The sequence below is a fragment of the Frankia sp. BMG5.23 genome, assembly GCF_000685765.2.
Classification (GTDB): domain Bacteria; phylum Actinomycetota; class Actinomycetes; order Frankiales; family Frankiaceae; genus Frankia; species Frankia casuarinae.
Window position 1 is genome coordinate 65,046 of sequence record NZ_JDWE01000007.1, and the last position, 13,825, is coordinate 78,870.

At 73.2% G+C, this 13,825-nt stretch carries 9 protein-coding genes; 2 read left to right on the forward strand and 7 right to left on the reverse strand.

Features of this window, described 5'->3' with window-relative positions; all coding sequences use genetic code 11:
* Positions 1-111: 111 nt before the first annotated feature.
* On the forward strand, positions 112-870 hold the full coding sequence (locus tag BMG523DRAFT_RS05145) for a CDP-alcohol phosphatidyltransferase family protein (RefSeq protein ID WP_023840954.1): 759 nt from the start codon (positions 112-114) through the stop codon (positions 868-870).
* Here the strand turns inward: BMG523DRAFT_RS05145 and BMG523DRAFT_RS05150 are convergent.
* From BMG523DRAFT_RS05150 to BMG523DRAFT_RS05180, 7 genes are all read right to left on the reverse strand, one after another.
* Entirely contained in the window at positions 793-2,280 is a 1,488-nt protein-coding gene (locus BMG523DRAFT_RS05150) for an NAD(P)/FAD-dependent oxidoreductase (RefSeq protein WP_011435834.1), read from the reverse strand. The two genes, BMG523DRAFT_RS05145 and BMG523DRAFT_RS05150, sit on opposite strands and share 78 nt — an antisense overlap.
* A gap of 141 nt (positions 2,281-2,421) precedes the next feature.
* Complete coding sequence (locus BMG523DRAFT_RS05155; protein ID WP_035730603.1) at positions 2,422-3,498, reverse strand: glycosyltransferase family 2 protein; 1,077 nt, start codon at positions 3,496-3,498, stop codon at positions 2,422-2,424.
* A gap of 107 nt (positions 3,499-3,605) precedes the next feature.
* Complete coding sequence (gene cruF, locus BMG523DRAFT_RS05160; protein WP_011435836.1) at positions 3,606-4,433, reverse strand: bisanhydrobacterioruberin hydratase CruF; 828 nt, start codon at positions 4,431-4,433, stop codon at positions 3,606-3,608.
* Positions 4,430-5,008 (reverse strand): N-acetyltransferase, encoded by a 579-nt coding sequence (locus tag BMG523DRAFT_RS05165; RefSeq protein WP_051623779.1) that lies wholly within the window; start codon positions 5,006-5,008, stop codon positions 4,430-4,432. Before BMG523DRAFT_RS05165 ends, cruF begins: the two co-directional genes overlap by 4 nt.
* A 220-nt stretch (positions 5,009-5,228) precedes the next feature.
* On the reverse strand, positions 5,229-7,898 hold the full coding sequence (locus BMG523DRAFT_RS05170) for an FAD-dependent oxidoreductase (RefSeq protein WP_043590546.1): 2,670 nt from the start codon (positions 7,896-7,898) through the stop codon (positions 5,229-5,231).
* A gap of 144 nt (positions 7,899-8,042) precedes the next feature.
* Positions 8,043-8,786, reverse strand: coding sequence for a hypothetical protein (locus BMG523DRAFT_RS05175; protein WP_011435839.1), 744 nt, complete (start codon positions 8,784-8,786; stop codon positions 8,043-8,045).
* Positions 8,783-12,727 carry a BTAD domain-containing putative transcriptional regulator gene (locus tag BMG523DRAFT_RS05180; RefSeq protein WP_043590547.1) on the reverse strand — a complete coding sequence of 1,315 codons (3,945 nt, stop codon included), beginning with the start codon at positions 12,725-12,727 and terminating at the stop codon, positions 8,783-8,785. Before BMG523DRAFT_RS05180 ends, BMG523DRAFT_RS05175 begins: the two co-directional genes overlap by 4 nt.
* A 336-nt stretch (positions 12,728-13,063) precedes the next feature.
* On the opposite strand from BMG523DRAFT_RS05180, the gene BMG523DRAFT_RS05185 reads away from it, so the two are divergent.
* Positions 13,064-13,801 carry a hypothetical protein gene (locus BMG523DRAFT_RS05185; protein WP_011435841.1) on the forward strand — a complete coding sequence of 246 codons (738 nt, stop codon included), beginning with the start codon at positions 13,064-13,066 and terminating at the stop codon, positions 13,799-13,801.
* Positions 13,802-13,825 lie beyond the last annotated feature (24 nt).

A 13,825-nucleotide genomic window follows, 5' to 3' on the forward strand; every position in this document is an offset into this window, starting at 1 on the left:
CCAGCATGTCCCAGCGCGAGACGGCGTACCGGACGGATGGCGGCGTACCGGGCGGGGCGCTGGCCGTACCGGGCGGAACGGGATGGCGGAACGGGATGGACGACGGGCACGATGGACGACGTGAGCACCCCGCTACCCGGTCGGGACACCTACCTTGCCCAATGGTCGGCCCTGCACGGCGGCTACGACCTGGCGCGCGGGCTATGGCTCGTTCGTGCCTGGTTGACGGTGGTCTACTGGCTGGCCAGGCCGCTCGCCGCCCGCCGGGTGCGCCCGTCGGCGGTGACCGCCGGGGGGGCCGTGCTCACCGCCCTCGCGATTCCCCCGGCCGTGGCCGGTGGCCGGTGGCCACTGCTGGGGGCTCTGGTGATCGTGCTCAGTGGCCTGGCCGACAACCTCGACGGAGCGGTGGCGATTCTCACCCGACGCGCGAGCGCCTGGGGATATGTCCTGGACTCCGTCGTGGACCGCTGCGGTGACCTGGCCTACCTGCTGGCCCTGTGGTGTCTCGGCGCACCCGGCGGCCTCGTGATCGCGGCAGGCAGCATGCTGGGACTGCTGGAGTACACCCGGGCCCGGGCCGGCAACGCCGGCTTCGACGAGATCGGTGTGGTGACCGTCGGGGAGCGGCCGACCCGGATCATCATCGCCGCGGTTGGCTCGTTCGGAGCGGGTCTGGTGCCCGGCCTCGCGAACCTCGCCGCGAGTATCGCGACGACCGCGACGCTGGCGGTCTGCGCCATCGGCCTCCTTCAGCTCACGGCCACGGTCCACGCGGCCCTGACCGCCGGGTCAGGCCGGGCCGATGAGACCGGCGACGATGCCGGCGGAGAGCACGACGAGCGGCAGCCCGCCGCCGGGATGGGTTGACCCACCGACGAGGAACAGGCCGGGTACCCGGGATGCGTTCGGAGGCCGCAGGAAGGCCGCCCGCACGCCGTTCGAGGATCCACCGTAGATGGATCCGCCCACCGTCCCGGTGCGCCGTTCCAGATCCGCCGGGGTGATGGTCTCGTACCAGCGCAACCGGGAGCGGACGTCGAACCCGCGGGCGGCGAGCACGTCGAGGATGCGCCGGGCGTAGCCGTCGGTGAGCCCGGGACGGTCCCAGTCCAGGGTGCCTGCGCCGTTGTGGCCGCCCGCGCCGCGATGCGGGGGCGCGTTCACCAGGATGAACCACGCCTCGCAGCCCGGCGGCGCGCAGGCCGGGTCGGCGGGCGCGGCAAGATAGATAGTGGGATCGGCCGCCAGCCGGCCCGCGAAGACGGCATCGAACTCGGCATCGTAGTCGGCGGGGAAGGTGACCGTGTGATGCCCCAGCCCGGGCGTGCGACCCGTCAGGGCCAGCAGCAGCACGAAGCCGGACATCGACGGTACAGTCCGCCGCAGCCGCCGGCGGCCGACCCGATCGTTCACCAGCCGGCCGTAGAGCGCCGCCGCGTCGGCGTTCGCGACGACGACGTCCGCGGGCAGCCGGATACCGTCGGCGAGACGGACCCCGTCGACCCGGCCGCCGGGGGTCCGGGTCACCGCCAGCACCGGCGCGTCGAGCAGGATCCGGACGCCGCGTTCCTCGGCGCGGCGGGTGAGCGCATCCCCGAGGCGGCGCAGGCCGCCCGCGACGTACCAGCCCCCGAAGCGCCGTTCCGCGTGGACCACCGACACCAGAGCGGCGGGGGCGTGCCGGGGATCGGACCCGGAGTAGGTGGCATAGCGGTCCAGGATCATCCGCAGCCGGGGATCACGCAGGTAGCGCAGGCCCAGCCGGCGCAGGCTCCGGCCGGGCGCGATCGCGGCGATGTCACCGGGTGCGGACCAGGCGAGCCGAACCAGCCCGGTCGCCGACACGGGACTGGACAGGAACGGTCCTTCGGCGGCGTCGAAGACCCGGCAGGCCCGGTCGGCGAGCCGCCGCCAGTCCTCGCCCGACCCGGGGGCGATCCGATCGTCCAGTTCGGCCACGAACGCGTCGTCGTCGGCATGTGCGGCGAGCGTCGTGCCGTCGGCGAACCGGTAGGACGCGATCGGGTCCAGCCGACGCAGCTCCACCTCGCCGCGCAACGGCCCGCCGGTCGCGGTGAACAGGTCCTCGAACACGCCGGGCATGGTCAGCAGGGACGGACCGGTGTCGAAGCCGAACCCATCGCGCTCGTACCAGCCGAGCTTGCCTCCGGTCCGCGACGACTGCTCGCAGACCGTCACGTCATGCCCGGTGGCGGCGAGCCGGGCCGCGGCCGCCAGCCCGCCCACACCGGCGCCGATCACCACAACACGGGCCATGCGACGACTGTACGAGCTGCTCCTTCCCGGTTATCCACGAGGAAGGAAACGGGCATCGAAGCCTCGGGAAGAAGAAGGAAGCCGCCGGAGGGGCAAGGGAAGCTCCTGGCGGGGTGCGGGGTGCGGGGTGCGGACCAGTGGTCAGGGGCAGCGGGTAACCGGTCGTCCCTTCCATCGGGCGGTACCCCGCCGACGACGCCACCACGACACCGCAGTCAGGTAGCCCAACAGGCTCACGGAAGCCGGATGAGCGGCGGCGTCGGGCCAGCTCCGGCCGCCCGTGCGGCGGGCGGCGAGCACCCGGCCGGCGACCCCGGCGAGGTACCCGACCGCGCCCGGGCCCGAGCCACCCAGTGCCGCCACCGCCGGCACGACGAACAGCCAGGCCAGCATGCCGATCTGCCCGACGCTGCCGAGCGTGCTTCCACCGGCGACGGCCAGCGACTTCGCGTAGCCGTCCCGCAGCTGTGACCATCCGGAGTACATCCGGTTGACCGCGAGATCGGTGCCGTCCACGACCACTCCCCGCCCGCCGGCACGCTTGAGCCTGCGCAGCAGGGCGACATCCTCGATGACCTGGTCCCGGACACCCTCGTGGCCGCCGGCCCGGCGGTAGGCCGCCACGTCCACGGCCAGCAGCTGTCCGCCCGCCGCCGAAAGCGACGGCCGGGCGGAGCGTTCGGCCAGCCGCAGCGGCAGCAGCGCCAGCCACGACCACTGGAGCAGGGGTTGGATCAGCCTTTCGGCGACACCGGCCGCCTCCTGACGCGGGTAGGGCGAGACGAGGTCGAGGCCGGCGTCCCGCAGGAGGAGAACGGTCCGCGCGACGCCGTCGGGGGCCACCGTGACGTCGGCGTCGACGAAGACGAGGACCGTGCCCGTGGCCGCCGCCGCGGCCCGGGCGCAGGCGTGCGGTTTGCCGAGCCAGCCGGCGGGCGGCTCCGCACCGCGCAGCGCGACGATCCGGTTGTCCCTCGCCGCCCACCGCGCGAGGATCTCCCCGGTGCCGTCGGTGGAACCGTCGTCGTAGACGAGGATCTCGAGGTCGGGCACCCACCGTGAGCCGAGCAGGGCCGACAGGCACCGCGGCAGGCTCCTGGCCTCGTCGCGGACGGGTAGCACGACCGTCACCCGTTCGCGTACCGGCCGGGCCGGCGGTGGGACGCGTAGCAGCCGCGCGTTCACCGCCGTGTGCACGGCGATGGCGGTGGACGCCACCGCGGCGGACCGTACCGCACCCGACCAGCATCGCCCGGCAAGCCACCGGGCCGGGGATCTCGGTACCGTCCGGTGCCTCGTCCCGTGCCCTGTCCGCCACGGCGCCGTCATCGTGGTGGGGAGCCCGCCGGGACCGGGCGGTCCCCGGCCCGGGCACGGTCCCGGGGTCCGGCCCGGGCCGCCGCGACGAGCGCAGCCCCCATCGCGATCCCGCCGGCCGCGGCCACACCGGGACGGTCGAAGAAGGTGAGGTTCGCCAGCGTCGAGGAGACGTAGGCCCACAGGAGAAGGGCGAGCGGGGCGCGCTCGTCGCGAGCCGTGCTCCCGGCCTGGTCCGGAAGCGCCGTCAACGCCGCGGTCATGGCGATCGCGACGGCCACCCAGCCGGCGGTGTTGGTGAGTGGGATTCCGTTGAGCGTCGGGCCGCCGCCGAGCCACCGCCAGTACCCCGCGGCGACCATCTGCGGGTCGATGAAAAGATCCCAGGCCGCGAGGACGAGCGCGGCCAGCACGACGGTGCGCGCCCGGCCGCGGTGGTGGCGACGGGCCAGGACATACGCCGGGTAGGTCGCCATCGCCCAGGCCATCGGCACCACGACCGGGACGCCGTACAGGCGGGTGCCCAGGGCGGAGCCGTAGACGTAGCGGCCGAAGGGCCAGCCGGTGTGCACGCCCACGGTCTCCACGAGCAGCCCGCCGCCGACGGTCACGGCGAGAAACCCGGCGGTCCACGCTCGGCCACGGGTGAGCAGGGCGTGGCTCACCGAGGAGGCGAAGAACAGCACGATCGAGGCGATGGCGAGCGCCGCCCCGGCGGATCCGGTGACCAACGGACAGGGGAGCTGCACCGCCACGGTGGCCGCCGCGAAGATCCACGGCACCGCGGTGGGCCGCGCCGGCCGCGCCGATCCGGTGAAGAGCGCGTCGGCGGTCATCGTACCGGTGCGTGCCGGTCGGCTCCTTGGGCGGAGGCACCGTCGGGACGGGCGGGGGAGCGTCCGCGGAGCTCCTTGCCGAGCACGGCGTAGGGGGTGAGGGTCCCGGGGAACTGGAAGTCGGACAACAATGGAACGAATCCCTCATGATCGTACAACCGGCGCGCCGGACTGCCCGGGGGTTCGAGGGCGGACAGCGCGGCCGTGCGTTGCGGGGCCCCGCGCAGCAGCTCCCGCAGTATGGTGCGCCCGATCGCCCGGCCCTGGTAGGCGGGCAGGACGTGCAGCTCCACGATCTCGAGACAGTCGTCGAGCCAGTACGCGGCCGAGTCCGGCGGGAGCGCGCCGGCGACGACGTCGTGCCACCACTGGCCGACCCGGCCGGGCAGGGCGTAGGTGATCCCGATGAGTTCGTCGTCGGGTGTGACGGCCGCCACGGCACGAAGGTCCCGCCGCTCGAAGTGCCGGCGCGCATGGGCGGCCCGGTCCCGGGCGGCCCGCTGCGGGTCAGGCTCGTGGTGATCGAGGAAAGCGGCCTTGTAGACCGCGATGACATCGTCGAGCCGGGTGCGCATCCGGCTCGGGGACCAGCGGACCACCCTCACGTCCACGTCGGTCACCGGCGTCGCCTCCTGTCCGCGCCCGGATCGCCGACCTGGCCCCACGAGTCGGGTCCGGCGAGCCAGGAGGCTGGGGCGCACCATCACGTCGCTCGACGATAACTCGCCGCCCGCCGGCACCGCTCGGCGATGGGAATTACTGCTACGTAACGTCATTCCACTGATGTGGAGGGTGCTAACTCCGGATGGGTGGGAGACCGGCCCGATCACCGGCCATGGCGAGCGTGGCGCAGCGCGGCGTGCCGGCGAGGAGGTCGGCCACCAGCATGGCCACCGCCGGGGCCTGCACGGTGCCACCCGCGTTCGTCCCTGCCGCCACGATCACCCGGCCGCCGTGGTCTGCCACGGCCTCGACAAGGGGGAGGCCGTCCGGGGTCGCCGGGCGCTCGCAGACGCGGACGTCGAGCATCTCCACGCTGCCGTCAGGCCGGCGCAGCGTCGGGAACAGGCCGGCGACCGCCTGCTCGAAAACCGCGCGCAGACGGGCGACGCCGCTGTCCGCGGCCGCCCGCACGGCGGTGCCCAGATACCCGAATCCGCCGCTGACATGGATCCTGGCACCATCGGCGGACAGCGTCACATTGATCACACCTAGGGGATCTCCGGCGTGGACCTTCACCGGCCGTCGCAGACCCGGGTTCGGCAGGGTCAGCGAGAGGCCGAGCAGATGCGCGACGGCACCGGCGCCGGGCCAGGCGGCGCCCAGCAGCCGCTGCAGGTCGCGGCCGGCCACGGTCACCACGGCCCAGCCGGTGCGCAGGGTCGAGCCGTCCGCGAGATGCAGCCGGACCCCGCTGCCGGCTCCGTTCCCGATTTCGTGCCCGGCCTCGTTCCCGTTGCCGTCGGGGTTCCCGTCGAGGTTCCCGTCGATGTCGGTCTCGATGTCGGTCTCGATGTCGGTCTCGATGCGTTCCACCCGGGTGCCGGCGCGCACCTCGACGCCCGCGGCCCGCAGCCGGTCGATGAGTACCGTGGCCAGATCGTGGATGTTGACCGCGTAGCCGTCCACCTCGACCGCTGCGGTCACCTCCCGGACGCCGTCGGGCAGCGGGACCGAGCGGCCCAGCGCGGGCCAGTCGCGAACCAGGTCCGCCCGGGACAACCGAACGACCCGCCCCCCCGCGGACCGCTGCAGCCGCTCGCCCGCGGCGAGGTCGTCCGGACCGAGATAGATCCGCGGGATGCGGGCGTCCCAGCGCAACCCGCACCCGGCAGCGAGCCCGTCCCCGCCGTCGGCGAGCGCGAAAAGATGCTCCCACCCGCGCAACCCCAGCCGGTTCAGGGCGATCACCAGGTCCCGGGCCACCGCGTGCAGCCCGGGACGGTCGGCGCACTGCTCGAAGGCGCCGGCCCAGGCCCTCTCCGGCTCCGACAGCGACTCCGGGTCCCGTAGCCGCCAGCCGCCGTGCGTCGGATCGCGATCGAGGACACCCGCGCGGCTCGCGTCCGCCTGCGGCAGGGTCTCGGTCGCCGACAGGTGCCGACCGTTCGTCCCCGCGAACGTCGTGCCCTGGGCGGCAGGGTCTGCCCGGTCGGCAGGCGCGGCGTCGAGGACCCGGACGGGGTGGCCCCGCAGCCGCAGCACGAGCGCGATCGTGAGTCCGACGATCCCGCCGCCGACGACCACCACGTCGTGCTTGTCGACGGCGGAACCGTCAGAGGCCGGGTCCTCGACGGCCCGGCGGCCGGTGCCCCGCCGATCGCCCCGGCGATCGGCCAGGTCATGACGATCGTCCTTCGGGCCGTTCCCGGTGAGGCCGTTCCCGGTGAGGTCGTTCCCGGTGAGGTCGTTCCCGGTGAGGTCGTCCAGGTCGGCCCGTCCGACCACCGCGAGGAACGCCTGATCGAGATCGTTGCTGCAGGCGGGACTGTGCATCGCCACGGAGCAGAGAGTGAATCCGCGCCGCGGCTCCCCGCCGTCCTCGGCGATCCGCCCCGCGAGCAGCTCGCGGACCGGGCCGAGGAACCGGGGGGCGTTGTCGATCACGACCTCCAGGTCGCGGCGGTCGTAGGCGTCGACCAGCGCCCGGTCGGTGAAGACGTGCGGTTCGCTGACCGACACGAGTCGGCGGCCGGTGAACGACTTGACGTGCCGCATGTCGATCATGCCCGCGGATATCCGGGGCCCGTCGTGCACGAGGGGCGCGGCGATGCTGATCAGATCGGCGGCGTCGAGGACGTCCTCGACGGTGCGGGCGACGTGGATCCGGTCTACCGGCAGTCGGTGCTTCGCCGCCCAGAGCGCGACCGTCGCCGGCCTCGCCGCGAGTGAGGGAGCGTGCACGGCCAGGTGCCAGCCGCGTGCGACGCCCTCCCGGGCGACCCGGCTGTTGATGTTTCCGGCGCCGACGAGGCCGAGCACGCCCGGCCGATCGGTGCGCGTGGCGGCCCCGGCCGACTCGGCGCCGGGTGCGTGGCCGAGCGGGTCGAACAGCCGGTCGACGATGAACCGGGCGACGTGCCGGGCGTTGACCTCGGGGGTGTTGCGCACCTCGATCCGGTGGCGGGCCGCGGCGGCCAGGTCGACGGCAGCGAGGGAGGTGCCCCGGCGGACCAGCAGCAGGGGTCGGTCCCGGCCGGCCTCCGCCGGGTCCGTGCGGACCGCGGTGGCCCACCGTTCGAGTGCCGGTCCATCCACCGCGTTCACCCCGACGACGAGGGTGTGCGGCCGCAGTTCGACCAGGGCGTCGGCCAGGCCCGTCGGCCGGGTGGCCAGCTCCGGGCGTAGCCGGGCGGCGTCGTGCCGAGTGACGAGCCGCGCGACCCGTTCGCTCACCGGTGTCGCGATCAGAACCCGACGGCGGGGGGGCTGCGTCCAGGGCGCCTGCTCGCGGGGTATCGACATGCGGCTTGCTTCACCCGGTTCGTGGGAAGGTGCGGGGCGTGGGAAGGTACGGGCGGCCCCTCCACGGTGGCGGGTGCCGTTCAACGGGGTGTCAAAGCAGGCCGTGTCCCCGCCCGGATACGGCGGGGGGCCGTGGCCGGATCTTCAACGCGGCGTCAACGTCGGCCCGGGGCTGACCTGCAGGAGAGGATCCCGCCCGCCCAGCGTCCCCCGCGAGCCGAGCACCGCGAACCGCGCGAACAGTTCCTCGCTGTACCAGCCGACCATCGGTGTGCGCCGGACGACCTCGCTGTGCGCGGGGCGGCCGTAAGCGAACCTGCGCAGCGACGCCGCGTCCTGCCAGAGGCTGAACGTTCCCTGTAAGCCGATCGGCGCCTCCCCGATGCCAGCCGCGAAGATCAGACCCTCGGCCTCGGCGAGGTCGACCGCCACCGCCGGCACCGCTTGGCGGAAGGCGAGGGTGTGCCGCAGGGCGATGCGGGCCCGGGTGATCACCGCGACCGCCGCGGGGGCGCTCGCGGGAGGCGGAACGTTCGACGCCGCCGGGTCGCCGAAGGGCTCCTGCCGTGACCACCGCCCACGTGACGACAGCGGGTGAAGGTCGATCCGCCAGCGTTCTTCGGCCAGCGACGACCATGCCCGCACCGGCGCGGATCGTTCGAAGGAACGGGCCGCCGACGGGGAGGACCAGACGGCGACCATCGCCCACTGGCACGGATCGGCGTCGCGCAGGGTGAAACTGCTCGCCGAACCGGTGCCCAGCAGTTTTGCGAAGGTCAGTCCCGGTGTGTGCCGCAGGGCGGTACGGTCGGCGGCCATCCGCGCCAGGGCGTAACCGATCCGTCGCCGGGGCACCCGCCAGAAGTCGACGGTGACAAGCGTGCTCATCGCCGCACCGATGACAGGCGCAGCAAGCTGTCCCGGGCGGCCCCGTACTTGTCGGCGAAGGCCGTGGCCACGGCCCCGGCGCCGTCGTTGTCGCGCAGGGGTACCATCCGGCACCGTCCGGTTCCAGCCAGTACATGCCGACCGTCGCCCGCCACCTCCGCGAGCAGGCCGTCCGGACCGCCGCGGCCCAGCAGCGCGACGAGGTCGGGGGAGGAGACGTACACCGCCCCGTCGAGGCGCACGAACTCGGCCTGTACCTCGAGATGGCCCGCGTCCGACGGGGAGACGCGCAGCGGCACCCGCAGATAGTCGTCCAAGGCGGTGCTCCCTTCCAGACTCCAGAGCCGCTCGAAGTGCTGTTCGACGAACTGGACCAGGGTGGAGGAGACGGCCGCCTCGTGCTGGGTCGCGGCGGCCGAGGAGTACCCGACGGGGAACGTCGAGACCAGCGCCCCGGTGTCCCAGCGGTGATACGTCGTCAGGGGCTGTTCGGTGTAGAGACGCACCGCGAGCCGGGAGCGCAGGACGGGAGCGAGCCGATCCCGCAGTGCCTCGAGGACCAGCAGGTTCGAGCGGATCATGCCCGGTACGTCGACGCTGTGCAGGAGGTCGGCGGCTCGTCCGGCCACGGCCGGGGAGTCCGGGTCGAGTAGGAGCACCTGAATGATCGCTCCGGCGTCGACCGCCGCGAGCACCGCGTCGGCGAAGGCGGTCCGGTGCTCGGGGGTCGCCAGATCCGTCCAGGTGTTGAGTAACCGGACGCTGCGCCGGGACGATGCGATCCGGGCGATGAAGTACGCCGGGTCGAACGTGCTGAGCAGCCGCCCGCTGGTGAACTGGGTGGGCTCGGCCGTGACCGGTGCGCTCAGCCGTTCCTCGGCGGCCGGCAGCTCGGGGGAGCCCTGCTGACGTAGCAGCGTGATGCCCTGCTGCCAGGATCGCCGCGCCGCCGGATGGTCGTCCATCTGGGCGAGGATGTCACCCCGGCGGATGAGCACGCGTGGCTCCCAGCGGGTGTCGGGTAGCTCGGCGAGCAGCGGCAGGCTCTCGTTGTAGCTTGCCAGAGCCCGGTCCAACCGGTACTGGAAACGGTGGAGATCGCCCAACCGGCGCAGGGCCAGCGCCTCCAGCGGGCGGTTGCCGAGTTCGCGGGCGATCGACAGGCTCATCGTCAGGCAGTTGATGCCGTCGGTGAGCTCGTCCCGGTCGCCGTGGACCATGGCGACGTTCACCAGGGTCTCCGCCTCGGCCTTGCGGGCGCCGCCCCGGCGCATCATCTCCAGGCCGGCCTCGAAGTGGACCAGGGCCGCGGAGAACTCCCCCCGACCGCGGCAGGCGTCGGCCAGCCCGCGCAGCGTCCGGGCCTCACCCAGCTCGTCGCCGAAGTCGACGAAGATCTTCCGGGCGCGGGTGAGGCGTTCCGTGGCCAGCGCCAGGTGGTCGACCGTAGCCCGGTAGACCTCGACCGCCGGTTGACCGTCGGGGTCCGTGCCGTCCGCGTCCAGTCGCCAGAAGGCGTCCTCGAAGGCCAGCGTGATGTCGCGCTCGGCGAGGTTGGTCAGCAGCGTCGCCTCGGCGAGGCGGTGCCCGCCCCGGCGGGCCGCGGCCAGCCCCAGGACGTGGCTCTGCTCCCAGTCGCCCCAGTGCGCCGCGAAGGCGTAGAACTCGGCGGCCTCGGTGGCGAGCAGCCAGGTCGGCTCGTCGAGACCGGCCGCGTGGGCCTGGTCGATCAGGCTCAGGAGGTTTCCCCGTTCCCCGCCGAACCAGACCAGCGGCCGACCGACCAGGTCGGCGACGCCTGCCTGTTCAAACCGAAACACGGCCCCCGTCGTGAGCGCCGCCGCGTCCTCGGCGGCGGGGGTGAGGGTGCGCACCCCGCCGGGGCTGAAGGTGTCGACCGCCTCCCGCAGCATCGCCAGATAGGCGTACAGCAGCCGCCCCAAGGCCGCCCGGTGTTCTCCGGACACGGTGGAGGGGGCCTCGGTGGAGGGGGCCCCGGCGGAGGGGGCCCCGGCAGCGTCGTGGTGCCCGTTGCCGGTGTGCCCGTTGCCGGTGTGCCCGTTGCCGGTGTGACGGTTGTCCCCGCCGGCCTCGGGGATCCGACCCGGGGCCGCGGGGTGGCCGAGCGGGGTGCCGACCCCGGTCTCGCGCTCCCGGGCGAACACCCGGAGCAGGTCGTGAAAGCGGTAGCGCTCGGTTCCCGTCCGGTCGGCGCCACGTCGTTCGAGTAGCTGGGCGTCGGCGAGCCGGTCGACGACGTCCTCGGCTTCGTCGAGGTCGAGGTCGAGGACCGCCGCCGCGGCCCATGGCGCGAAATCGCTCATCGCGGGCAGCGACAGCAGCCGGAAGGCGCGCTGCTCGTCCGGCGGCCGGCCCTCGTAGCTCAGCGAGAAGCTGGCCCGGATCTCCAGGTCGCCGGCCTCCAGCCAGGACAGCCGGTCGCGTTCGTTGGCGAGCCGCCCGGCCAGGCGGGCCAGTTTCCAGTGCGGATGGGCGGCCAGCTTGCGCCCGGCGATCTGGATCGCCAGCGGTAGGTAGCCGCACAGGCCGACGATGTCACGCGCGGCCTCGGGCTCGGTGTCGACCCGCTGCGTGCTGACCATCTTGGCCAGCAGCTCCACCGCGTCACTGGGCAGCAGGACGTCCACCATCCAGTACGGGGCGCTCAGACCGTGCAGCCGCGACCGACTCGTGATGATGACCGCGCAGCCCGGGCTGGTCGGCAGCAGCGGCCGGATCTGTGCCTCGCCCCCCGCGTTGTCGAGGATGATCAGGACCTTGCGGGTCGCGAGCAGCTCCCGGTACATCTCGCCGAGATCGTCGGGGTCGGCCGGTACCGCGGAGCGGCTGACCCCGAGCGTCTGGACGAACCGGGACAGCACCCGGGCCGGGGCCAGCGGGGTGCTGTTGCCCCGCAGGTCCACGTACAGCGTGTCGGTGAACCCCGTGCGGACGCGATGCGCGATGTGCACGGCCAGGGCGGTCTTGCCGGCGCCGGCCTTACCCGCGAACGCCGCCACCACGGTTCCCCGTGACAGCCCGACCGGATCGGTCAGCATGGCGTGCACCTGGGCCTGGATCGTGTCGCGCCCGGTGTATTCGCGGATGTCCGGGGGCAGCTGGTACCCCCCCTGGCTCGTGGGCGCCACGGAGACCCGCCGGTCGAGCGAGCGGGGCGGGGTCCAGGCCAGGCTGGACGCGCCGCGCAGCACGTCCTCCTGCAGCTGCTGCAACATCGCGGAGTCCAGCCCCAGGTCGTGCAGCGCCTCCAGGCCCTCCCGGCAGGCCCGGGCCGCGTCCTCGATCCGACCGTCCCGGTAGAAGGCGAGAACCAGCTCTCGGCGCAGCCCGTCGTCGTGGGGGTGCCGTGTCACCAGCACGCGCAGATCCCCGATGACCTCGCGATGACGACCCAGAGAGAGATCGGCGGCGATCCGGGTCTTGGCGATGTCGAGCTGGAGTTCGTCGAGGGCGTCCACGTAGGCCCGGGTGAACGGGTAGTCGATCAGGTCGACCAGCGGCGGTCCCCGCCAGAGGGCCTGGGCCTCCTGCAACGGGGCGATCGCGCTCACCGGGTCACCGTCATCCACCGCGCGCCGGCCCTGTTCCAGCAGCCGACGGGCCTGCTCGGAGTCGATCTGCTCCGGGCGCACGTCAAGGACGTACCCGGTCCCCTTGCGCAACAGCACCTCGGAACCGGTCTCCAGCCGCCGCCGCAGCTCGCTGACATGGGTGCGCAATGTGGCCAGCGCCTTCTCCGGCGGTGGGTCCCCCCAGATCACCTCCAGCAGCCGGTGACCGGGCACCACCTGACCGGCTTCCAGCAGCAACGCGGCCATCAGCACCTTGCGCTGGGTGCCGCCGAGCACGATGGGTGCTCCCCCGGCAGTGATCTCCAACGGGCCGAGGATGGCGAACTGCAGGCTGTCGCGGTCAGGCATCTGGTCCTCTCGTACGACCCCCGGTGATGTCTGTATTACCGCAGCGTGCGCCGGGAGGGGACATGGCGGCAACTACCGATCTGGAACGGCCCCCTGTCGTTTCCGCGTCAGGCCTGCTCCGGCGCCCGGTGTCCGGTGCGACGCGGGTGGCGGTCCGACTCCGTGGGGTGTCGTGTGACCCGATCGCGGAATCCAGGTGTTCCGATCAACACATTCTCAATGGTTCTGGTGATTGTGCGTGCAGTGGGTGTTGATCGCTTGGAGGTGCACTGAGTCCACGAAATCGAGGCGGCAGACGGCCGGGAGACGGCCGGCGAGGCGGAGGGGGTTGGGAACATGGCGATCACGGTGCCCAGGAGCCTGGCGAGGCGGCCCGCGTCGGCGGCGGGCCCGGCGGTGACCCCGGCGGTGACCCCGGCGGTGACCCGGACCCGGACACCGCGGACGACGGCCGGGGCGGACCTTCTCCCGCGGCGGGCCGGCGGACTGCCGCACGAGCTGATCTTCCGGATCGAGTCGGTATCCCGGCACGCCTCGGTCCGGCACGTGCACGTCGAGACCGACGAGGGCGCGGTGCTGGCCGACTGGTGGTCGCGGGGCCGGGTCGAGCTGATGGCGGCCGGCCGGCCGTTCGTGCTGGAGACCGACCTCGACGGTTTCGGGATCCGTCTGGTCGAACCCATGGGACGGGTGCCCCTGGCCGCCTTCGAGCCAGGCCGCCACGGGGGCTGGGTGCGCCTGTCGGACGGTGCCACGCTGCGTTGGCTCAGGCCGACCCGCGGCGAGTTCGCCAGCGGGCTCGTGGGTCACCGTGATGTGAACATCATCCGGTTTGCGCTGGACGGAACGGCGCTTGTCGTGGCCGATCCGGATGCGCTCGACCCGAGGGTCACCCGGGTGGCCCGGACGACAGGTGCGGATTCGGGACATGTCTGTCGGGGGAAAGTCGCGGACCCGCGGCTGGGATGGGTTCCCGACGTGGTGGCCCTGCTCGTCCTCGGCTGGTTTCTTCGGGTGGTCGAGTCCGAGGTCGCCGGATCTGCTCGATCGCGTGTTCGATACCTCGATGCTTGACGGGCGGCGCTGGCGAGGGTTCAC